We start from the raw sequence: 21,249 nt of genomic DNA on the forward strand, positions 1-21,249 counted from the left end.
GGCGAGCACCCGCCATGTCCTACCGGCCGCCGCCCGCGCTCCGCCGCCATCTGGCCGCGCTGCGGCTGCTCCTGGTGTTCACCGTCGTCACCGGTGTCGCCTATCCGCTGGCCGTGACCGGGGTCGCGCTCCTCGTCCTGCCCGGCCGGGCGGAGGGCTCCCTGCTGCGGGTGGACGGGAGGGCCGTGGCCTCCCGGCTGATCGGGCAGTCCTTCGACCGGCCCGGGGCGGGCCCGGCGCGGCCCGATCCCCGCTGGTTCCAGCCGCGTCCGTCGGCGGCGGGGCCCCCCGCCTACGACGGCACCGCGTCGGGGGCGTCCAACCTCGGCCCCGACAACCCCGTCCTGGTGGAGCGGGTCCGGGAGCGGCGGGCCGCCGTGGCCGCCTTCGACGGCGTACCCCCGCGGACGGTCCCGGCCGACGCGCTCACCGCGTCCGGCTCGGGGCTCGATCCGCATATCTCACCCGCGTACGCCCAGCAGCAGGCCGCCCGGGTGGCCCGGGCCCGGGGGCTGGCCGCCGACCGGGTCCGGGCGCTGGTGGCCCACCGGGTCGAGGGCCGGGACCTCGGCTTCCTCGGGGAGCCCGGGGTCAATGTGGTGGAGCTGAACCTCGCCCTCGACCGGCTGGGGTGAACGGCCGGGCGGCGGGCGGGGGCCGGCGTCCCCGCCGTCAGCCTCCGGCGCCCGGCTCGCGGCGCATGCACCAGATCCGGGGGCCGCCGTCGGAGCCCGGCAGATCGGCGGTGACGGTGAAGCCGAGCCGTTCGTAGAGCCGGACATTGCGCTCGGTGGCCGTCTCCAGGAACGCCGGGCAGCCCGCCGCGTCGGCGGCGGCCAGACCGGGTCGGATCACCGCGCTGCCGAGGCCCTGCCCCTGCGCGGCGGGGTCCACGGCGACGGAGCCGAGGAACCACACCGGCTCCTTCGGCCGATACGGGTCGACCGCCCGCTCCACCGCCTCATAGGCGGCGGCCCGGTCCCCCGCCAGCTCGGCGATCTGGGGGCCCACCTCGGCGAAGCCGGGCGACGGATCGCGCTCGGGCGTGGTCCACACCGCGACGGCACGGCCCTCACCGCCCACCCAGACCCGGCCGTACGCCATCCCCACCCGGGTGAGGAACAGCTCCTGGAGCCTGCGCACCCGCTCCTCGTGGCCGTCGGCCGCGATCACATGCCGGGTGTACGGATACGCGGCGAAGGCCCGCGCCAGGGTCCGCACGGCGGCCGGGACGTCCTCGTCGGTCGCGGGGCGGACCGGGCCGGAGGAGGCGGCAGCCGGGTGGGAGGGGGGCGTCGTCATGCAGTGTCGTCCTCGTCGTCGTGCGCCACCGTCATCGTCATGCGTCATCGCCGTGGTCATCGGCGTCGACGGCTCCGGATGGCGGATTACGCGGAATGGCGGGAAGGGCAGGAATACGGGGCCGGTGGTCCGGCTCCCGGCGAGGGGTCCCGTACCGGACGGCCCCGCCCGTTAACGATCAAGGAAGGCACGGGGTTCCCGCAACCGGGTTTCCGTCGCCCGGCCCCACGGACGGGTCCGCGCACCCCCGCCGGATCGCCGTACGGGCCGTGCCGGAACCGCTTTCGGAGCACCGGGCTCGCGGGCGCGCCGGGGGCGTCGCAGGATCGCCCCGGGGGACGCCGACGAGGAGGGACCACGGCGATGGACGGCAGCGCCCGGGAAGCGGGCCCGCGCGGGACGGCCGCCGGCACCGGACGGGAGCCGGTGGGCGGTGTGGCCCGCCGGGGATTCCTGACCGGAGGCGCGGCGGTCACCGCCGCGCTGAGCGGCTGTCAGGCCCCGCCGCCGCGCCGCCGCCGGAGCGCCCCGGACACCGGCTCCGCCCCGCCGGACCCCGGCCCCGGCTGGCGGATCGTCTCACGGGGGCCGTCCGAGGCCGTCGAGGGGTACGCGGACCGGGTGGACCTGCTGCCGGGCGAGGAGTTCGCGCTGTCCGTCTCCACCACCGCGCCCGGCTTCCGGGTGCGCGCCTTCCGCGTCGGCTGGTACGGCGGCGCCCAGGCGAAGCTGATCTGGACCTCGGACCGGCTGCCCGGGGTGCGCCGACCGCCGCCGGAGCTGATCCCCGCCACCCGGACCGTACGGGCGGGCTGGCCCGCCGACACCACCGTACGCACCGACGGCTGGCCGCCCGGCGCCTATCTGCTGCGGCTGGACGCCGACCACGGGCACCAGCGCTTCGTCCCCCTGGTCGTCCGCTCCCCCTCGGCCGAGGGCAGAACGGTCCTGATGCACGCCCCCGCCACCTGGCAGGCGTACAACGCCTGGGGCGGCTCCAGCCTCTACCGGGGTCCCGGCGGCGGCTACGGCGACCGCTCCCTCGCCGTCTCCTTCGACCGGCCCTACGACGGGAGCGGAGCGGAGAAGTTCCTCGTCCACGAACGGGCCGCGGTGGTGCTCGCGGAGCGCATGGGCCTGCCCCTCGCCTACACCACCGGCTGCGCCGTCCACGCCGACCCCGGGGCGCTGCGCGGCGCCGCCGCCGTGCTCTCGCTCGGCCATGACGAGTACTGGACCCCGCAGCAGCGGCGGCATGTCACCCTCGCCCGCGACGCGGGCACCAACACGGCCTTCCTGGGGGCCAACGCCTGTTTCCGGCGGATCAGGCTGGAGCCCGGCCCTTCGGGGGCGGCGGGCCGGGTCGTCGTCTGCTACAAGACCGCCTACCGCGACGACCCCGTCTTCGCCCGCGGCGAGGGCCCGCCGACGCACGACTTCCGGCAGCGGCCCGCCGCCGCCCCCGAGTCCTCCCTGATCGGAATCGGCTACGAGGGGTTCCCCACCGACGCGCCCTACCGCGTCCTGCGGGACGACCACTGGCTGTTCGAGGGGACGGGGGTGCGCTCCGGTGATGCCTTCGACCATCTGGTGGGGGTGGAGTACGACCGCTGGTCGCCCGGCGCCCCCGCGCCGGGGCCGCTGGAGATCCTGGCCCACTCCCCGCTGGTCTGCAAGGGACGCGCCGACCACGCCGACTCGTCCTACTACGGCGCGCCCGGCGGTGCGGGGGTCTTCGCCAGCGGGACCATGCGCTGGGTCGAGGCGCTGATGGCGGGGACGTCCGACAACGGCCGCAACCACGGCATGGACGCCCGGACCGGCGCGTTCGTCACCCGCACCACGGAGAACCTGCTCCGGGCCTTCGCCCAGGGACCGGCGGCGGAGCACCGCCCGGTGCCGCGCGACAACACCCGTGCCGTGTACGCGGGCCGAGGTCCCGGGCGGGGCCGGTCACCGGGGTGACGGAGGTGTCCCGTCCGGCGTGCGGGGGATCTCGCCGGGCCGGTCGACCGCCGCCTTGGTGAGGATCGCGGAGGTCCCGACGACGGTCCCCGCCGGGCCCTCCGCGCCCGGCCCGGCGAGGACACTGCGTTCGCCGAGGAAGGCGTGGGTGGTCCGGTCGAAGATCCACTGTGTCTGGCGTCCATGGGCCGTACGGGCCACGGCGACCCCTTCGCGTCCGACGGCGTCCGTGGCTTCGTCGACCACCGTGACCCCGGGGATCAGCGCGGCGGCGCGGTAGAGCGCGGCGCCGACGCGGGGCGGGGCCCAGTTCTCGGCGAGCAGCTCGCCGATGGCGGTGAACGCCCGCTGGTCCGGGTCCTGGCCCTGACCACCGGTCTCGTCCCGGATCAGCCGCAGCAGCGCGACGGGGTCGGTGGGCAGCGAGGCGACGTACAGCGGGGTCGGGTCGGCGGCCGACGGGCCCGCCGGGCGGGGGGTGAACGGCCGGGGGGTCGCCCCCGGGCCCTCCAGGAGCTGGACCGGCCCCTCGTTCCGCAGCACGGTGTCGCGCTCCCCCGCCCGGCGCAGCAGCCCGGGGCGGCTGCCGTCGGCGGACAGCCACACCTGCCGGGTGCGGACGGGCGCGAGGGTCACGGGTCCCCCGGCGGCGGAGCCCGCGGCGTGGGCGGCCTTGCTCTCCACGTACACGAACTGGTCGGGGCGGAGGGCGAGCCGCTCCTGGTCCGCAGCGGCGAGGGCCACGCGGCCGAGGAGGCGCGCGGCGGCGGGGGCATCGGGCACGGACGCGGGGCCGCCTGCCGGGGTGCGGGCGGCGGTCCCGGCGCCGGGTGGGGCGGTGTCGGCGAGGTCCGCCGCCACCGCGCCCCCGATCACCAGGGCGCAGGCGAGGGCGGGCACCAGGAACCGGGTGCGGTGCGGCATCCGGGTGCCCGCCGCCGTACGGGGCGGCTCGGCGGCACCGGCCTCGCGGAGCACCCGTTCCCTCAGCAGCCGGGAACGGTCGGGGCGCAGCCCGGGAACGGGCGGCGGAGGCAGCGGACCGGAGGGGTCCACTGCCTCTTCGGCGCCGTCCCCCGGGGACCGGCGGGATCTCGGAGTGGTGGTCATCCGTGCTCCTCCTGCGTCAACGACCGGCCGTCCGACCGCTCGAACGGACCGACGGCGACCCCGCCGCCCCCGACGGGCCGCCGTACCCCGTCGTCATCCACCACGGCGGGCGCCCCGGACAGCGTCGCCGTACCGGAGGCCGCCCTGCTGAATGCCACCCTGCTGAATGCTGCCGCACCGACCGCCGCCACGGATGGCGCCGTCGCCGGCGCTCCGGCCGGGGAGGCATCCGCACCGACCGCCGCCACGGGTGGTGTCGCCACGGACGCGGTCAGGCCGGACGCCGCCGTCAGAGGCACCGCCGCAGTGGACGCCGCCGTCAGAGGCACCGCCGCAGTGGACGCCGCCGCGGAGGACGCCACCGCGGACGAAGCCGCGGCAGGCACTGTCGGCGGCACCGCCGCACCGGACACCGCCGTCCGGGGAACCGCCGCCGCAGTGGACGCTGTCACGGGTACCGCCGTCGCCGGACCCCCGGCCGGGGAGGCATCCGCACCGACCGCCGCAGCCACAGGCGCCGCCGCAGCAGGCGCCGCCCCCTCGGGGACCACCGCCGCTGACAACACAGCCATCGGCGGCCCCGTCCCGGGGACCACCGCACCGGACGCCGCCGACAGGGGGGCCGGCGCTTCGGGCAGCACGGACACGGACGTCACCACCACGGGCACCCCCGTCAGGGACGCCGCCCTGCCGGACACCGTCATGGACGGCTCCACCGCAGGCACCCCGGTGGGAGACGCATCCGCACCGTCCACCACAGCCACAGCCACAGGCGCCGCGGCAGCAGGCGCCGCCGCTGCGGGGATCACCGCACCGGACGCCGCCGTCCAGGGAACCGCCGCTGCGGGCCGCGTGGACACGGGCGTCACCGCAGCGGACAGCCCCGTCCCACGCAACGCCGCACCGGACACCGATGCCAGGAGGACCGCCATCACCGGCAGCATCGCCACGGACACCGCCGTGCCGGACGCCACCGCCACCGCCGCCCCGGTACCCGCGCTCCCTCCGGCGGGCGTCCTCGGTGCGGAGGTCCGGGTGGGGGTCGCGCGGGAGCGGTGGGCGCGGGTCTCGGCGGCGGTGAGGGTGCGCAGTCGGTCACGGGCGCGGGAGAGGCGGGAGCGGACGGTTCCGACCGGTACCCCGAGGGCCTCGGCCGCCGCCGCGTAGTCGAGCCCGGCCCACACCACCAGGGTGAAGACCTCCCGGTCCCGGCGGCGCAGCCGGTGCAGCGCCGCGTGCGCGGCCCGCAGTCGCTCGGTGTCGGCGAGATGGGCGACGAGGTCGTCGACGAAGTCGGGGACGGTGCCGCGCTCCGGGACCCGGGCGAGCGCGATCTCCCGGCGGCGGCGGGCACGGGCGTTGCGGCGCATGATGTTCGTCGCGATGCCCAGCAGCCACGGCCGGACACAGCCCCCGTCGGCCCGCAGGTTCTCCCGGCCGCGCCAGGCTTCGAGGAAGGTCGCCGAGACGACGTCCTCGGCCTCCGCCCAGTCGCCGGTCACCCGCAGGGCGTAGCGGTACAGCACCGGGGCGTGCTCGTCGTACAGCTCGCCCAGGGCGTCGCGGTCTCCTCGGCGGAGGCGGTTCCTCATGAGTGTTTCCACATGGGGTACTGCCCCGGCCGCCGCCCGGGTTCCGGTGACGTGCGCCACAGGGGGACGCCCCGACAGACACCGCTCACACCGCGAACACCGCGACCGCCCCGGTGGTCAGGGGCGGTCGCGGCAGGGCCCATGGGGCCGCGGGTCAGGCGACCGGCGCCGGGAAGGTCGGGTACTCCACCCCGGAGACGTGCTGGACCACGCGGACGACCTGGCAGGAGTAGCCGAACTCGTTGTCGTACCACAGGTACAGGATCGCGTTGTCGCCCTCGACCTTGGTGGCTCCGGCGTCCACGATGGAGGCGTGGCGCGAGCCGACGAAGTCGTTCGACACCGCGTCGGGCGCCGTGATGAAGTCGATCTGGCGCTTGAGCGGCGAGGTCAGCGACACCTCACGCAGATGGTCGAGGACTTCCTCACGGGTGGTCTCGCGCCCGAGCCGCAGGCTGAGGATCGCGATCGAGACATCCGGCACCGGCACCCGGATGGAGCTTCCGGTGATCTTCGCCTTGAGGTCGGGCAGCGCCTTGGCCACGGCGGAGGCGGCACCGGTCTCGGTGATCACCATATTGAGCGCGGCCGAGCGGCCACGGCGGTCGGACTTGTGGTAGTTGTCCAGCAGGTTCTGGTCGTTCGTGTACGAGTGGACCGTCTCCACATGGCCGCCGAGGACACCGAACTCGTCCGCCATCGCCTTCAGCGGCGGGACGATCGCGTTGGTGGTGCAGGAGGCGCAGGACAGGATCTGCTCGTCCGGCTTGATCGTGTCGTGGTTGACGCCGTGGACGATGTTGGGGACGTCGCCCTTGCCCGGGGCGGTCAGGACCACCTTGGCGATACCGGGGCGCAGATGCTTCGACAGGCCCTCGCGGTCGCGCCAGCGGCCGGTGTTGTCGATGAGGATGGCGTCCCGGATGCCGTACGCGGTGTAGTCCACCGCCGTCGGGTCGTCCGAGTAGATCACCTTGATCTCGTTGCCGTTGGCGACGATGGTGCTGTTCTCCTCGTCCACGGTGATCGTGCCGTGGAACTGGCCGTGGATCGAGTCACGGCGGAGCAGCGAGGCGCGCTTGACGAGGTCCTGGCCCGCGCCCTTGCGGACGACGATGGCGCGCAGGCGCAGCCCGTTGCCGGAGCCGGCCTTCTCGATGAGCAGGCGGGCGAGGAGACGGCCGATGCGGCCGAACCCGTAGAGGACGACATCGCGTCCCTCGCGGCGCTCGATCTTGTTGGCACCCGTGGCACCGGCGACGGCCTCGGCGGTGAACTCCTCCACCGTCAGACCGCGGTCGTCCGCCCGGTAGGTCGCGGCGAGCATGCCCAGGTCGATCTGGGAGGGGCCGAGATCCAGGGCGGCGAGGGTCTTGAGGAAGGGCAGCGTCTCGGTGACGGACAGCTCCTCGCCGGCGATCTGGCGAGCGAAACGGTGGGTCTTGAGGATGCTGACCACCGACTTGTTCACCAGGGAACGGCTGTGGAGCAGGATCGTGACGTCCCGCTCCCGGTGGAGCTTGCCGATGACCGGGATCATCGACTCCGCGATCTCCTCGCGGTTCTTCCAGTTGGTGAACGAGTCCTCATTGACAGTCACGGGTTCAACTTTCGCGCTAGGCGGTTTTATCGTTCGAGCTAGCTGGCGCTCATATGTTAACCACAGGCCACTTTGATGATTCAAACGATCCCGCCGGGACGATGCCCTGATCGGGGCAGGTTTACGTCCCCGTGCACGCGAGCGGGCGGCCGCACATCCCGCGACCGCCCGTTTTTGTATGGATTTAATGCGCCATGCCCACGAGGTCTCCCCTCCCCGGAACCGCTCCGACGTGATCTGCTCAACGGCGCCCGTCCCGGGAACACCGCAGGTCGGAGCGGTGGAACGGAGGGAATGACCCCCTGGGGACGGCCGGGGACCCCGCGGGGAGCCTCCGGGGAGCGCCCGGGGAGTCCAGGGAGACCCCGGAGAGACCCGACCCCGCCGCGCGGGCCGCGCGGCGGGGTCGGGTCTCAGGGTCCGGCCGGTCCGGCGGGTCGGTCCGGTCGGCGGGGTCCGGCGGAGCCGGGTCAGTCCTCGATCAGCCCCACGATGCTGTCGGCCACGCCCCGGGTGAAGGTGACCGTGGCGTACACCGGGTACTCGTTCGCCTCAAGGGTCTTCTCCAGCTCGTCGATCGTGCAGCGGTACGGCAGCGGCCGGCCCTTGCCGTCGCAGATCACACCGAGCGAGTCGACGACCCGGGTGTCGTACCCGAGCCACAGCGCCTGGTCCCGGTTGCCGCCGTGGGGGCTCACCACGATCTTCCCCGGGGCGAGGTACTCGATCTTGCCGACCAGCTTCCCGGTGACCGGCTTGGCCTTGAGGGCCGCGGCGCCCGACGCCTTGGCCTTGACGGACGCGGCGGCCGACGCCTTCGCCTTGGCCGGAGTACCGGCGTGGGCCGTGGCGGTCGTCGCCACCGTCCCCAGGCCGAGGGCAACCACGATGGCCACGGCGGTGGTGCGCATACGCATAGGAGTCTCCCCGTTTTCTCCGCGGATTTCCGCGGTGCTGCCGGTCGTTCACCGTTCCGGTCCGGTCGGTCGGTCCGGTCCTGTCGGTCACGTGATACCGGCGGTTCAGTCGGCGGGTTCTCCCCCCGACCACCGGAACTGTAGGAGGGTGACATCACAGCGACCCCGCTCCTGTGTAACGGCCCGCACACGGTGAACGCTCGGAACGGTGTCTTCCGCCCGCCCGGGACCGCCTGGCGGGCTCCGGGTAGGGTCCCCGGGAAACGCAGGTGGGAGGGGCTGGGGCATGAACGGGTCGACGAGGACGGCGAGATGGCCACGGGCGCGGGCCGGAGTGGCCGCGGCCCTGTGCGGCGTGGCGCTGTCCGGTACGACGGGGTGTTCGCCCGCGGAGCGCACCCTCGTCGCGGTCCTCGTGGACGGGAGCGGAACACCTCATGCACTGCTGCGCCCGTGCGACGGCGGGGACCGGGTACGCGCCCCCTGGCTGCACGGCACCCCCGAAGCGGACGCGCCGGAGCGTCAGGAGACGCGGGAGGGGACAGAGGAGGAGACAGGACAGGAGACAGGGGCCGCGGGCGGACGTGAGTGGAGCGGCTGGGAGACCCGCGGCACCCATCCGGCCGCGGACTTCCCGCTCTTCACCCCGCCCGCCCCGTGGCGGGCCGAGATCCGCGGCCCGCGCTCCGCGCTCCCGGACCACTCGTACGAGCTGGGTTTCGCGGACCCCGACGACTCCTACGCCTACCGGGCGCTGGTCACCTTCGACGCCGCCGGACTCGACCGGCTCGCGGACGGCGAGGTGCTGACCCGGCGCGGGGTGATGAGCCGGTCCGCGTTCGAGGAAGCGGCCCGGAGGGCCTGCTGACGCCGGGCCGGGAGGACGGCACAGGAGGACGGGCCGGGAGGACAGGAGAACGGGAGGACAGGAGGACGGGCCGGGAGGGCCGGGAGGGCGGGGCAGGGACGGGACATTCACCCCGGCACGCCGATCCACGCCCTGATCCACCGTTATCAGTCAATCTCCCCACAGAATCTGGTATTTATCGGTTCGCCACTGCAAGACTCCGGACCGACGGAGCACAAGGAGCCTCACGGCCCGGGGAAGGGGGACGCGCCCATGGCGTTCATGCGGTACAAAGCGACGGGGTACAGCTGGGTGCTGGGGCGTCCGGACGGGGACTGGTTCCTGTTCGGACGGGGCGAGGACGGCGCCCTGGCCCGGCCGGGCGGCACGGACACGGGCCCCCTGGACCGGCTCGACCCCCGGCTGGCCGCCCGGAGCGAGCGCTACCGGGAGTACAGCGAGGGGGCGTTGACGCTCCCCGACCGGGACGGCTCCTGGCAGAGCCTCTTCTTCCGGGGCGAGCGCTGCGAGTGGTACGACTGGGACCGCGGTGTCGTCCGCGAGTGCCCCTGGACCGAGCTGGGCACCTGGGGCACGGCGCTCCCCGCCGGATACCGTTCGCAGATCGACGCCCTGCTCCAGGGGGCGGACGGGGAGGACGGCACCTGGCGGACCCATCTCTTCAAGGGGCCGCGGGTCCTGACCCTGGACTGGCGGACGGGTGTCGTGGCCGAACGGCTCGTCACCGAGGGCCCGGACCCGTCCGGGTGCGCCGGGTGGGCCGGGCTGCCCCCCGCGTTCCGCGGCGACCTCGACCATGTCGCCGACCACCGGCCCGCCGCCGACGGCACCCGGCGCAGCCTGCTGGTCAAGGGCGGCCACGCCGTCCTCCTCGACTGGGAGCGGGGCGTCCTGGCCGAGGGCGCGCCCGACCGGCTCCAGGACGGCGTCCTCACCGCGCTGCCGGATTTCTGCCGCACCCCGTACCGCACCACCACCGGCCGGTGGACCACCGTCCCGGAGGAGTCCGGGGGCAGGACGGTCGAGGTCCGCGTCGACATCGACGGCGAGCGTCCGCTGCTGACGGTCAGCGGCGATCTGTACGAGCGCACCCCCACCGGGACGGCGTACGTGGACTCCTTCCGCGCCGAGGCCCTGACGGTGGAGCGGACCGCCGGTCTCGACACCATCACCCAGTCCGGGGTCCATTGGGCGAACGGCTGCCCGCTGACGGAGCTGACCCTGAGGCTCCCCCGGGTCGCCGCGACAGACCCCGCCGCGGACGGCCCCGGGACCGTCTCCGAAGCCGCTGTCCCCGACGGCACGGGCTTCCTCGGTCTGTCGGGCAGCGGCCGTTTCCTCTCCCAGCCGCTGCTGCGGACCGGCACCGCGCTGCGGACGGTGGAGCTGACGACACAGGCGCTGGAGGGCGCGGCGGTCTTCGAGGAGTACAAGACCTCCTCCGGCCCGGCGCCGTCCTTCCGCCGCGGCCGTACGCTCACCCTCGCCTCCGCCTACGCCGAGGCGGGGGTGGAGATCCGCGCCACGGGCCGCGTCGGGATCATCGCGCGGCCCACCGGGGACCCCGCCCCGCCCGGCTCCCCCCTGGCCTGGTCGGACGCCGAACTCCACGCGGCGGTCTGCGACCACGCGGGCCGGCAGCGGGATCTGCCCGGGTGGCGGCTGTGGATGTTCGTCGCCACCCGGCACGCCGAACTCTCCGCGGGCGGCGTCATGTTCGACCGGGTCGGCAGCCATGGCCAGGGGGTGGCCCTCCTCGCGGACGAGCTGCGGCCCGGCGGCGGCGACAGCACCGCCCATGAGCTGTTCTCCTACGTCCACCAGCTGGGGCACGCCCTCGGTCTGCCGCACTCCTGGCTGAAGCGGTTCTCCCGGCCGCACACCCCCATGGACCCGGGCGGCGGCCACGCCGACCTGTCCTGGATGAACTGCCCGCACGGCTACGACAACGGCGGGGGCCACCGGGGCGCCCGGGACTTCTTCGCCGACTTCGCCCACCGTTTCACCGACGACGAGCTGCGCCATCTGCGGCACGCCTTCCACCGCCGGGTCGTCCCCGGCGGCGACGGCTTCCTGACGGGAGCCGCGCTGGAGTCCCTCGACGCCCTCGCCGCCGGGGAGACCTTCGCCCACCCGCCCGCCGACGAGTCCGGTCTCGCGCTGACGGTCGGCGGGAAACGGGCCTTCGCCTACGGCGAGCCGGTGATGGCCGAGCTGCGGCTGTCCCGTACCGGCCGCCGGGGGGACGTACCGGTGGCCGGGACGATCGGCCCGAGGAACGACCGTACGGTGGTCGCGGTCACCGGCCCCTCCGGCCGGACGCGGATCTTCCGCCCGCTCGCCCGGGTGTGCGCGGGGCCGGGCGCGGAGGAGCGGGGCGCCCTCCTCACCGAGCGGCGGCCCGCGGTCTACGAGTCGGTCTATCTCGGCTACGGCAGCGACGGGCTCTACTTCGCCGAGCCGGGTCTGTACCGCGTCACCGCCGTCCACCACAGCCTCGACGGCTCACGGGTGGCCGCCCCGACCAGGACCCTGCGGGTGCGCGCCCCGCTGGACCGCACCGACCAGGAGGTGGGCGAGCTGATGACCGGCGACGAGCAGGGCGCCCTGCTCGCGCTCCTCGGCTCGGACGCCCCCCGGCTCGACGGCGGCAACACGGCCCTGCGGGAGGTCGTCGAACGCCACGGCAGGCATCCGCTCGCCGTCTACGCGCGGCTCGTCCGGGGCGCCAACGCCGGACGCCACTTCCAGACCGTCACCGACGGGCGGCTGTGGATCCGCCCGCCGGACGTCAAGGACGCCGTCGCCCAGCTCACTCATGCCGTCGCCGTCTCCCGTGACGACTCCGGCAGCGCCGGGGGTGCCGGTCTGGACCATCTCACCCTCAACGCCGCCATGCGCCGACTCGCCCTCGTCCACGGCAGGGCGGGGGACCTGGAGCGGGCCGACACCGTGCTCGACAGGCTCGTCAGCCACTTCCACGCCCAGGGCGTCCCCCGCCATGTCCAGCTCCATATCCAGCAGCAGGCGGCGCGGACCCGGGAGGCGATCCGCCGGGACGCCGGGGAGCAACCGGACCCGGAGCGGCCCTGACCGGCGGGGCGGCCCCGGCCCCGGCGGAGCGGACCCGTGGCGGATCAGGCCCCGGGCTCCCGCAGATCGACGACCCGGCGGATCTTGCCCACGGACCGCTCCAGCGTGTACGGGTCCACGACCTCGACGGCGACGGTCACCCCGACCCCGTCCTTGACCGCGCGGACGATCTCCTCGGCGGCCGCCCGGCGGCGCTCGTCGGACGTACCGGGCCGGGCCTCGACCCGTACGGCCATCCGGTCCATCCGGCCCTCGCGGGTCAGCCGCAGCTCGAAGTGCGGGGCGACGGCGGGGGTACGGAGCAGGATCTCCTCGATCTGGGTGGGGAAGACGTTCACCCCGCGCAGGATGATCATGTCGTCGCAGCGGCCGGTCACCTTCTCCATCCGCCGGAAGGCGGGCCGGGCGGTCCCCGGCAGCAGCCGGGTCAGATCGCGGGTGCGGTAGCGGATGACGGGCAGCGCCTCCTTGGTGAGGGAGGTGAACACCAGCTCACCGTGGTCCCCGTCGGGCAGGACCGCGCCGTCGGCCGGGTCCACGACCTCCGGCAGGAAGTGGTCCTCCCAGATGTGCGGGCCGTCCTTGGTCTCCACGCACTCCTGTGCCACACCGGGCCCCATGACCTCCGAGAGCCCGTAGATGTCCACGGCGTCGATGCCCGCCCGCTCCTCGATCTCCCGGCGCATCCCCTCGGTCCAGGGCTCGGCGCCGAAGATGCCCACCCGCAGGGAGGTGGAGCGCGGGTCGACGCCCTGCTTCTCGAACTCGTCGAGGAGGGTGAGCATGTAGGACGGGGTGACCATGATGATCTCGGGCGCGAGGTCCCTGATGAGCTGTACCTGACGAGCGGTCATCCCGCCGGACGCGGGGATGACGGTGCACCCGGCGCGCTCGGCCCCGTAGTGGGCGCCGAGGCCGCCGGTGAAGAGCCCGTAGCCGTAGGCGATGTGCACCCTGTCACCGGGCCTGCCCCCGGCGGCGCGGATCGAGCGGGCGACGACATCGGCCCACACCGACAGGTCGTTCGCGGTGTAGCCGACGACCGTGGGACGGCCGGTGGTGCCGCTGGACGCGTGAATCCTGCGGACCTCGGACCGGGGCACCGCGAACATGCCGAAGGGGTAGCCGTCCCGCAGATCGGCCTTGGTGGTGAACGGGAAGCGCGCCAGGTCCGCCAGGGTGCGGCAGTCCCCGGGCGCGACCCCCGCCGCGTCGAACTTCCGCCGGTACGTCTCCACATGGTCGTACGCGTGCCGCAGTGCCGCGCGCAGCCGGGTGAGCTGAAGGTCCCTCAGCTCCGCGCGGCTCATCCGTTCCGCCGCGTCCCGCGGGCCGTCCGGGAGCCGCTGTCCCCCCGGTACGGCCGTGCTGCCGCTGTCGTCCATGGCGACTCCTTCGTCCGTCTCGGCTGCCGGGCAGGGGGCCGCGCCGCCCCGCGATCGCCTCGTCACCGCCTTGTGTGCCGACCGACCATTCGGTTAGCTTCGGCACGGCAAGTAATCCAGCCCTCGAACGGCGACGTCAAGAGGTGGGACCCATGTCCGAGGTGTTTCTGGTCGACGGTGCGCGCACCCCGCAGGGCCGGTACGGGGGCGCCCTGGCCTCCGTCCGGCCGGACGATCTCGCCGCGCTGGTCGTCGGGGAGGCCGTCCGCCGCGGCGGGGTCCCCGCGGACGCGGTCGACGAGGTGATCCTCGGCGCCGCCAACCAGGCGGGCGAGGACAACCGCGATGTGGCCCGGATGGCGGTCCTGCTCGCCGGGCTGCCGCACACCGTCCCCGGCTACACCGTCAACCGGCTCTGCGCCTCGGGGCTGACCGCCGTGGCCTCGGCCGCGCAGGCGATACGGTCCGGCGAGGCGGAGCTGGCCGTCGCGGGCGGGGTCGAGTCGATGACCCGCGCGCCCTGGGTGATGGCGAAGCCCGGCACCCCCTGGGCCCGGCCGGGCGAGGTCCACGACACCTCGCTGGGCTGGCGGTTCACCAACCCCGCGCTGGCCGCGCGGGAGCGGACGACCCTCTCCATGGGCGAGACCGCCGAGGAGGTCGCCGCCCTGGACCGGATCACCCGCGCCGCGTCCGACGCCTTCGCCCTGCGCAGCCACCGGCGGGCCGTCGCCGCCCAGGAGGCGGGCCGCTTCGACCGGGAGATCGTTCCGGTGGCCGTCCGGGACGGCGAGGTCACCCGGGACGAGGGGCCGCGCCCGGGGACCACCCCGGAGAAACTGGCGGCGCTGCGGCCGGTCTTCCGCCCGGACGGGATCGTCACCGCGGGTTCCTCCTCCCCGCTCTCCGACGGAGCTGCGGCCCTGCTCGTCGCGAGCGAGGACGCCGTCCGCCGGCACGGTCTCACCCCCCGGGCCCGGATCGTCGCCTCCGCGTCGGCCGGGGTCGAGCCGCATCTGATGGGGCTCGGACCGGTCCCGGCCACCCACAAGGCCCTGGAGCGCGCCGGGTGGGGCATCGCCGACCTGGACGCGGTGGAGGTGAACGAGGCGTTCGCCGCCCAGGCCCTCGCGGTCGTCCGCCGTCTCGGTCTGGACGAGGAACGGGTCAACGCCGACGGCGGGGCCATCGCGCTGGGCCATCCGCTCGGCTGCTCCGGCGCCCGCATCCTGCTGACCCTGCTCGGCCGGATGGAGCGCGAGGACGCCCGCCGGGGGCTCGCGACCCTCTGCGTGGGTGTCGGCCAGGGCGTCGCCCTGCTGGTGGAACGGGTCTGACGGACCCGGACCGGACCACGCCGCGCCGGGTCGGGTCGCGCCGGGTCGGACCGGACCGCGCCGGGTCGGGTCGGCGCCGTGGCCCGTCCGACCCGCCGCCCGCGGACAGAAGCCGGTGACGGCGCCCCGGGCGGTCCGGCCCGCCGTCGGTGCCGGTCAGGGCCTGCCGGACGCGGGCGGCCGAGGCCGAGGCGGCTTCGGCGACCCGCGGGGGGGGCGGGCGTTCAGCCGGGAGAGGAACCGCCCCTTCCGTTCGGCCCCGGCGGCCCGGTCGACCGCCGCGCGGGTCGCGGTGGCCGCCCCCGGTGGCGGACGATCAGCCCGTGCCCGTTCCGCTCGCGGTACTCCGGCCTGCTCGGCTCCGTGCTGTCGAACAGCCGCTCGCCCAGCCGCCCTTCGCGGATCAGCCGCCGTGCGTCCACCGGTACGGCGAACGTCCGGTCGCGCCTGCGGGTGATCCGCACGGGGGCGCCCTTCCGGCCCGGTCCGGGCTCGACGCGCGCCACCCCGCCCGTACCGGTCACGACCGCCGTGTCACCGGTGACAAGCGGCACCCGCGCCGCCGTGCTGCCCCGGCCCGGTACCGGACGGCCTGTCCGGTACCGGGCCGGTGCGGCGGCCACCCACCCGGTGAGTCCGGTGAGTCCGGTGAGCGGAGCCACCGCGACCGGGGCCGGGGCTCCCGCCCTTCGTCTGTTTTTGCACCACACCTCTCCAGGATGAAAATGACGTCATCCGATAAACCGCCGTACCCCGCACCGGGGATGGCCCGGGTCCGGCGGCTTTTCCCTCCGGAATCCGTGGCCCCGGTACCCGCCCCCGGCCGCGGAAGGCCGGTCGAGCCCCCGAAACAGTCCTGGAACGGCCACCTCCGGACCGCTGGTATCGCTGATTTCGCACAGGGGAATTCCGGGTGGGCGGTGGAAGGGGACCGGACCGGTAGCCTTTTCCCTACTGGTGATTTCCATGTCGAACCGGAGTTCGGAATGGCATGGGGATGGGGGATGATCCATGACACAGGAACAACATCGGGAAAACCAGGGAAACAGCGGTGCGCCGGGCCGGGAAAACCATCCGTCACCTCCTTCCACGGAAACGGAGGACCCGCGGCGCACCGGCCGCACCGCCCCCGACGGCCGCACCGGTGGGGGTGGAGCGGAGCCGTCACGACGGCTCCCCTGGTGGCGCCGGTACGGCCCCGAGACCCTGGTGGGCGCGATCGTCGTCGCCGTGGTGGGCACGGTGGTGTCCGTCGGTGTCGGCGCCCTGGTGAACGGCGGCACGGACCCCGCTCCCGAGGACAACCGCCCCACCCCGGCGGTCTCCGTCCGGGCCGTGGCGAAACCCACCTGTGCCGGAGAGGTCTGCCACGGGCTCGACCCCAGGACCACCCACTGCGACGCGGACGCGCTCACGGTGAAGGAGGAGTGGAAGGACGTCATGCGGCTGGAACTGCGCTACAGCGCCCGCTGCTCCACCGTCTGGGGCAAACTCACCGGCGCCGGTCAGGGCGACACCGTGACGGTCAGTTCCTCACCCACCCGGCTCCACAGAGCGGCCGTGGAGTCGGGTCGTACGAAATACACACCGATGCTCGCCGTCGATGTGCGCAGCGGAGGTCAGGAGCTGTCGCTCCAGGCCGTCGCGGTGGCCGTGAACGGATATCCCGAACAGCAGATCCCCCGGGGGCACGAACTGCGGATCAGCGCGGGCCCCGGGGACCTCCGCCCCTGACGGCCGCCCCTCCGCCCCGGAAACCCGGTACCCGGCCGGACGGACCGGCCCCGCCCTCCGGGGCGGAGGCCCGGCGTCCGGCCGGTGGCCCGGTCAGATCAGCCGCCGTATCTCACCGCGGACCCGGTAGAACCCTCCTGCCGCGGGGTGCAGCGCGTCGACCACATAGCGCGCGCCCGGCTCCCGTATCCCGCGCGGGAACTGGACGTTCCACCCGGTGTCGTAGCCCTGGCCCGCGCCTGCCACGACATGGACCCGGACCCGGGAGCCCTCCTGGACGCACTGCACGACGATCCCGTCCGCGGGCGCGGCCGTCACCGTGGCCAGCGACATCGGGGAGGCGGCGGGGGTGTAGGTCGGCAGCGCCGCGGCGGACTTGACGTCCCGGGCGACGGGGACCGTGCCCTGCTGCGCGGCGGCGATCGCGGCGTCCGTGGCGTCGACACAGACCAGGGAGCCGTCCGTGGTGACCATGTAGAGCCGCTCGTCCAGATACTGCATGGACAGCGCCGAGCCACTGCCCGTGCCGAGCTTCCACAGCCGGTTCCCCTCGGCGTCGAAGCAGTAGACGGAGGAGGACGAGTCACCCGCGAAGACATAGGCACCGCCGGGAGCCGTGGCGCAGGAGTACACGGAGGCGTCGCAGCCGTAGGTGGCGAGCACCGCCCCGCTCTCCTTCGACAGCCGCTGGACCACCTTGTTGGAGGTGGCCGCGTACACCGCGTCGGCCTCCTGCCAGCCGAACAGCACCCCGCCGCGCGTCTTGGTGTGCCACAGCTCGCCCGAGCCGTCCGGGCTGTAGGCGGTGACGCCCGCCGCGTGGCCGTGGTAGACGGCCCGCCCGTCGGCGCGGACCATCCAGCCGTACGGCCCGCCGGACTTGCGGGACCACTGGTGCTCGTCCTCGTGGTCGATGACCGTCAGCTTGCCCTGGGCGTCGGAGACGTCGAGCACGCCCTCGTGGATGTCCAGCCAGAAGATGTCCACGTCCGGGGCGATGGTGTAGGCGCCGAACGGCAGCTTGGACGAGAGGTCGTAGACCGTGCCGTCGTCGCACCCCGCGTAGATCCAGAAGTCGTCCGCGACGAGGCACTTCACGCCGTCCGGCAGGGAGTAGCGGGCCAGCACCTCGCCCCCGTGGCTGAGCGTGTACACATCGCCCGCCTGGTTGCCGACCCAGCAGCTGTCCTCGGAGACATGGATGCCGAAGGCCGCCGATCCGGTGCGGAAGCGCCACAGCACCGGCGCCGTCGAGCGCGCCGTCGAGGGCGCCGAGCTGACCTGCCTGCGGGTGACCGGACGGGCCGCCCGCGCCCCCTGCACCGCCGGGGCGTAGCCCTTGCGGACCTTCTCCCCGACCTTCCTCGCCGCTGCCGCCCGTGCCTTCTCCACCGTGGGGAAGGACGACACCTGGGTCGACCCGGCGGCCCCGATCCGGCCGTAGCGCACGGACACCACCGTGCCCTCGACGGTCACCTCGTAGAACTTGTGGGCGCCGCCACCTTCCTGCGACAGCTCCAGATACGTCGTCGAACCGGACACAGACATACCCCTCCCCAATAGGCGGAACGGGCACTCTCTGGCCGCTCGTTCCCACTGCCCAGAAGAGTAGGAGGCACCACTGACAACCGCCCCCGACCAGGGGCGGGAACACCTTCTGAGATTTCCGCCGGATCAGGGCAACCGGACAGGGGGCCTCGACCGTCTGGTTGATCGTAGGAGTCGTCGCACCCGTTCGCGCGCCGCCGTCGGCGCCCGGTCGGGCCACCGGCCGCCCCGGCGTCCGGTGGCGCCGCCGGACGGCACCCCACTCGGCACGGATGCGATGACCAGCGCATATTTTATGAGAGATATGATGAATTATCGGATTACGCTCCTCGGTTGATCGGAGCGGTCATCGGCGGCCCCGTGCCCTGAACGGCGCCTCCCGGCAGCCTTGTGCCGGGTCCGGCGGCCGACCGGGCGACGGCCCGGGCCACGGAGGCAACCGAGCAGGGGTGCCAGGGGGTTGACCAGCCGGGGGACATGTCCCCGAGGCCGTTGGACCCCCCGTCCCCCGCAGCAGGACGCACACGGACATCGAAGAACACCGGGGAAGCACCGGAGAGCGCCGGGCCGGTGCGCACACGGCGCCCGCCCACCGGACCCCCGACAACGGATGAGGTTGGTTGATGCAGAAGACACGCCCGGGCGACGGTCCTTCGGGGGCCCGGCAGGCCGCGAAGTTCCTCGCCGTCAGCGCTCTCTCCGGAGTGGTGCTGGCCGGGATGGCCCTGCCGGGCGCGGGGCTGGTGGGGGTCGCGGCCAAGGGCGCGGTCAAGAAGTTCGACGACATCCCGGCGAATCTGGTGGCTCCGCCGCTCAGCCAGCGCACCCGCATCCTGGACGCCCGGGGCGACCTCATCGCGTCGGTCTACTCGCGGGACCGCACGGAGAAGCCCCTCAAGGACATCTCCCCGTACATGCAGCAGGCGATCATCGCGGTCGAGGACGCCCGCTTCTACCAGCACGGCGCGATCGACCTCAAGGGTGTGCTGCGCGCGCTCAACAAGAACGCCCGCTCGGGCGGTGTCGCCGAGGGCGCGTCCACGCTGACCCAGCAGTATGTGAAGAACGTCTTCGTCGAGGAGGCGGGCGACGACCCCGTCAAGTTCGCCGAGGCCACCCAGCAGACCCCGGGCCGCAAGATCCGCGAGCTGAAGTACGCGATCCAGGTCGAGGAGGAGCTGGGCAAGAAGAAGATCCTGGAGAACTACCTCAACATCACCTTCTTCGGCCAGCAGGCCTACGGCGTCGAGGCCGCCTCCAAGCGCTACTTCTCCAAGCGCGCCAAGGACCTCACCCTGGAGGAGGCGGCCCTGCTCGCCGGCCTCGTCCAGTCCCCCAGCCGCTACGACCCCGTCAACGCCCCGGAGGAGGCCCGGAAGCGCCGGAACATCGTCCTCCAGCGGATGGCCGACGTCGGCGACATCACCCGGGCCGAGGCGCAGCGGGCCAAGGCGAGCCCGCTGGGGCTCAGGATCAGCAGGCCCAAGAACGGCTGCATCACCGCCGACCAGGGCGCGGGCTTCTTCTGCGACTACGTGCGGAACGTCTTCCTGACGGACCCGGCCTTCGGCAAGACCCGCGAGGACCGGGCGAAGCTGTGGAACCAGGGCGGTCTGACGATCAGGACCACCCTCGACCCGAAGGCGCAGAAGTCCGCCCAGGACTCGATGGAGACCTACGTCAACGCCTCCGACACGGTGGCCTCCGCCGTGACCCTGGTCGAGCCGGGCACCGGCAAGATCCTCGCCATGGGCCAGTCGCGGGCGTACGGCTTCGGCAAGCACGAGACCCAGATCAACTACTCCGTCGACAAGAAGATGGACGGGTCGAACTTCGGCTTCCCGATCGGCTCCACCTTCAAGCCCTTCACCGCCGCAGCGGCCATCGACCAGGGGGTGCCGCTGACGCGGACGTACTCCTCGCCATACTCGATGCGCTACCCCGACCGGGTCGACACCTGCACCAGCGGCAAGCCGTGGAAGAACGACGGCGGCTTCACCGTGCAGAACGAGCTGCTGAGCGAGAAGGGCCCGTACGGCCTCAAGGAGGCCATGGAGCTGTCGGTCAACACCTACTTCGTGCAGATGGTCGAGGACATCGGCCTCTGCCCGGTCAAGGAGCTGACCGACAAGCTGGGCCTGGTCGTGGGCAACGGCCAGAAGCTCTCCTTCACCCCCTCCGGGATGACCCTGGGCTCCGAGGGCATGTCCCCGCTGACCATGGCGAGCGCGTACGCGGCGTTCGCCGCCCGCGGCACCTACTGCACGCCCGTCGCCATCACCTCGGCACGGACGGCGGAGGGCAAGAAGCTGAAGATACCGAAGGCCACGTGCGAGCGGGCGATGAGCGAGCGCACCGCGGACACCATCAACTCGCTGCTGCGCGGGGTGATGTCCGACCGGGGCACCGGCGACCGGGCCGGTCTGGAGGGCCGCGACAGCGCGGGCAAGACCGGGACCACCGACGAGCGGCGCAACGCCTGGTTCGTCGGCTACACCCCCGACCTCTCGGGCGCCGTCTGGGTCGGCAGCCCCAGCCAGCAGGTGAAGATGTACAACATCTCCATCGGCGGCCAGCTCAAGGCCAAGGTCTTCGGCGGTGACGTTCCCGGCTCGATCTGGCGCGAGGCCATGACCGGCACGCTCGCGGGCGGGTCGCCGCAGTCCTTCAACCGGGTGGACATCCCCGATGTCCCGAAGCCCGACGCCACCGACGACGCCGGTGGCCCCGGGACCGCCGGGACCCCTGGTGGCGGCGGGCCCACCGGTACGGACGGTTCCGCCCTCGTCGGCGGCTGA

At 73.8% G+C, this 21,249-nt stretch carries 15 protein-coding genes; 7 read left to right on the plus strand and 8 right to left on the minus strand.

Annotated features, from left to right (window positions below; genetic code table 11):
• Positions 1-14: 14 nt before the first annotated feature.
• On the plus strand, positions 15-635 hold the full coding sequence (gene kdpC, locus CRV15_RS01050; RefSeq protein WP_003962688.1) for a potassium-transporting ATPase subunit KdpC: 621 nt from the start codon (positions 15-17) through the stop codon (positions 633-635).
• Between the two features lie 37 nt (positions 636-672).
• On the opposite strand, the gene CRV15_RS01055 is transcribed toward kdpC, so the two are convergent.
• Positions 673-1,302 (minus strand): GNAT family N-acetyltransferase, encoded by a 630-nt coding sequence (locus CRV15_RS01055; protein WP_003962687.1) that lies wholly within the window; start codon positions 1,300-1,302, stop codon positions 673-675.
• Positions 1,303-1,665: 363 nt separating this feature from the next.
• Here CRV15_RS01055 and CRV15_RS01060 point away from each other — a divergent pair, with 363 nt between their 5' ends.
• Positions 1,666-3,267 (plus strand): N,N-dimethylformamidase beta subunit family domain-containing protein, encoded by a 1,602-nt coding sequence (locus CRV15_RS01060; protein WP_003962686.1) that lies wholly within the window; start codon positions 1,666-1,668, stop codon positions 3,265-3,267.
• Here the strand turns inward: CRV15_RS01060 and CRV15_RS01065 are convergent.
• The 4 genes from CRV15_RS01065 to CRV15_RS01080 all read right to left on the minus strand — a co-directional run bounded on the left by CRV15_RS01065 (position 3,256) and on the right by CRV15_RS01080 (position 8,486).
• Positions 3,256-4,377, minus strand: a complete 1,122-nt coding sequence (locus CRV15_RS01065) for a CU044_5270 family protein (protein WP_003962685.1) — start codon at positions 4,375-4,377, stop codon at positions 3,256-3,258. The two genes, CRV15_RS01060 and CRV15_RS01065, sit on opposite strands and share 12 nt — an antisense overlap.
• Positions 4,374-5,969, minus strand: coding sequence for a sigma-70 family RNA polymerase sigma factor (locus CRV15_RS37655; protein WP_009998125.1), 1,596 nt, complete (start codon positions 5,967-5,969; stop codon positions 4,374-4,376). Before CRV15_RS37655 ends, CRV15_RS01065 begins: the two co-directional genes overlap by 4 nt.
• 154 nt (positions 5,970-6,123) lie before the next feature.
• Positions 6,124-7,569, minus strand: a complete 1,446-nt coding sequence (locus tag CRV15_RS01075; RefSeq protein WP_003956355.1) for a glyceraldehyde-3-phosphate dehydrogenase — start codon at positions 7,567-7,569, stop codon at positions 6,124-6,126.
• A 470-nt stretch (positions 7,570-8,039) separates the two neighbouring features.
• Positions 8,040-8,486 (minus strand): hypothetical protein, encoded by a 447-nt coding sequence (locus tag CRV15_RS01080; protein ID WP_003956354.1) that lies wholly within the window; start codon positions 8,484-8,486, stop codon positions 8,040-8,042.
• Between the two features lie 286 nt (positions 8,487-8,772).
• On the opposite strand from CRV15_RS01080, the gene CRV15_RS01085 reads away from it, so the two are divergent.
• Together CRV15_RS01085 and CRV15_RS01090 are read left to right on the plus strand one after the other, a co-directional pair.
• Positions 8,773-9,354 (plus strand): hypothetical protein, encoded by a 582-nt coding sequence (locus CRV15_RS01085; RefSeq protein WP_230864195.1) that lies wholly within the window; start codon positions 8,773-8,775, stop codon positions 9,352-9,354.
• A gap of 252 nt (positions 9,355-9,606) precedes the next feature.
• Complete coding sequence (locus CRV15_RS01090; RefSeq protein WP_003962682.1) at positions 9,607-12,447, plus strand: hypothetical protein; 2,841 nt, start codon at positions 9,607-9,609, stop codon at positions 12,445-12,447.
• Between the two features lie 44 nt (positions 12,448-12,491).
• Here CRV15_RS01090 and paaK read toward each other — a convergent pair whose 3' ends face one another.
• Positions 12,492-13,832: a phenylacetate--CoA ligase PaaK gene (paaK, locus tag CRV15_RS01095; protein WP_003962681.1), complete on the minus strand. Its 1,341-nt coding sequence runs from the start codon at positions 13,830-13,832 to the stop codon at positions 12,492-12,494.
• A 152-nt stretch (positions 13,833-13,984) separates the two neighbouring features.
• On the opposite strand from paaK, the gene CRV15_RS01100 reads away from it, so the two are divergent.
• The gene (locus CRV15_RS01100) at positions 13,985-15,169 is read left to right on the plus strand and encodes a thiolase family protein (RefSeq protein WP_003962680.1); all 1,185 of its coding nucleotides are present in this window, start codon (positions 13,985-13,987) and stop codon (positions 15,167-15,169) included.
• A 224-nt stretch (positions 15,170-15,393) separates the two neighbouring features.
• On the opposite strand, the gene CRV15_RS01105 is transcribed toward CRV15_RS01100, so the two are convergent.
• Positions 15,394-15,723 carry a hypothetical protein gene (locus CRV15_RS01105; RefSeq protein ID WP_129555048.1) on the minus strand — a complete coding sequence of 110 codons (330 nt, stop codon included), beginning with the start codon at positions 15,721-15,723 and terminating at the stop codon, positions 15,394-15,396.
• Positions 15,724-16,180: 457 nt separating this feature from the next.
• On the opposite strand from CRV15_RS01105, the gene CRV15_RS01110 reads away from it, so the two are divergent.
• A complete protein-coding gene (locus tag CRV15_RS01110) occupies positions 16,181-16,903 on the plus strand; it encodes a DUF2690 domain-containing protein (RefSeq protein WP_003956350.1) in 723 nt (240 codons plus the stop codon).
• A gap of 93 nt (positions 16,904-16,996) precedes the next feature.
• Here the strand turns inward: CRV15_RS01110 and CRV15_RS01115 are convergent, their stop codons facing one another.
• Positions 16,997-18,445, minus strand: a complete 1,449-nt coding sequence (locus CRV15_RS01115; RefSeq protein ID WP_003956349.1) for a WGR domain-containing protein — start codon at positions 18,443-18,445, stop codon at positions 16,997-16,999.
• Positions 18,446-19,074: 629 nt separating this feature from the next.
• On the opposite strand from CRV15_RS01115, the gene CRV15_RS01125 reads away from it, so the two are divergent.
• The gene (locus CRV15_RS01125) at positions 19,075-21,249 is read left to right on the plus strand and encodes a transglycosylase domain-containing protein (protein WP_003962677.1); all 2,175 of its coding nucleotides are present in this window, start codon (positions 19,075-19,077) and stop codon (positions 21,247-21,249) included.

The sequence above is a fragment of the Streptomyces clavuligerus genome (assembly GCF_005519465.1).
In the GTDB taxonomy this organism is placed as follows: Bacteria; Actinomycetota; Actinomycetes; order Streptomycetales; family Streptomycetaceae; genus Streptomyces; species Streptomyces clavuligerus.

What these genes read in the sequence shown, in the direction of transcription:
- CRV15_RS01060 (WP_003962686.1), top strand. Translation starts at nt 1,666, where the DNA reads ATGGACGGCAGCGCCCGGGAAGCGGGCCCGCGCGGGACGGCCGCCGGC.
- CRV15_RS01065 (WP_003962685.1), bottom strand. Translation starts at nt 4,377, where the DNA reads ATGACCACCACTCCGAGATCCCGCCGGTCCCCGGGGGACGGCGCCGAA.
- CRV15_RS01085 (WP_230864195.1), top strand. Translation starts at nt 8,773, where the DNA reads ATGAACGGGTCGACGAGGACGGCGAGATGGCCACGGGCGCGGGCCGGA.
- CRV15_RS01055 (WP_003962687.1), bottom strand. Translation starts at nt 1,302, where the DNA reads ATGACGACGCCCCCCTCCCACCCGGCTGCCGCCTCCTCCGGCCCGGTC.
- CRV15_RS01110 (WP_003956350.1), top strand. Translation starts at nt 16,181, where the DNA reads ATGACACAGGAACAACATCGGGAAAACCAGGGAAACAGCGGTGCGCCG.
- CRV15_RS01125 (WP_003962677.1), top strand. Translation starts at nt 19,075, where the DNA reads ATGCAGAAGACACGCCCGGGCGACGGTCCTTCGGGGGCCCGGCAGGCC.
- CRV15_RS37655 (WP_009998125.1), bottom strand. Translation starts at nt 5,969, where the DNA reads ATGAGGAACCGCCTCCGCCGAGGAGACCGCGACGCCCTGGGCGAGCTG.
- CRV15_RS01080 (WP_003956354.1), bottom strand. Translation starts at nt 8,486, where the DNA reads ATGCGTATGCGCACCACCGCCGTGGCCATCGTGGTTGCCCTCGGCCTG.
- CRV15_RS01100 (WP_003962680.1), top strand. Translation starts at nt 13,985, where the DNA reads ATGTCCGAGGTGTTTCTGGTCGACGGTGCGCGCACCCCGCAGGGCCGG.
- paaK (WP_003962681.1), bottom strand. Translation starts at nt 13,832, where the DNA reads ATGGACGACAGCGGCAGCACGGCCGTACCGGGGGGACAGCGGCTCCCG.
- CRV15_RS01090 (WP_003962682.1), top strand. Translation starts at nt 9,607, where the DNA reads ATGGCGTTCATGCGGTACAAAGCGACGGGGTACAGCTGGGTGCTGGGG.
- kdpC (WP_003962688.1), top strand. Translation starts at nt 15, where the DNA reads ATGTCCTACCGGCCGCCGCCCGCGCTCCGCCGCCATCTGGCCGCGCTG.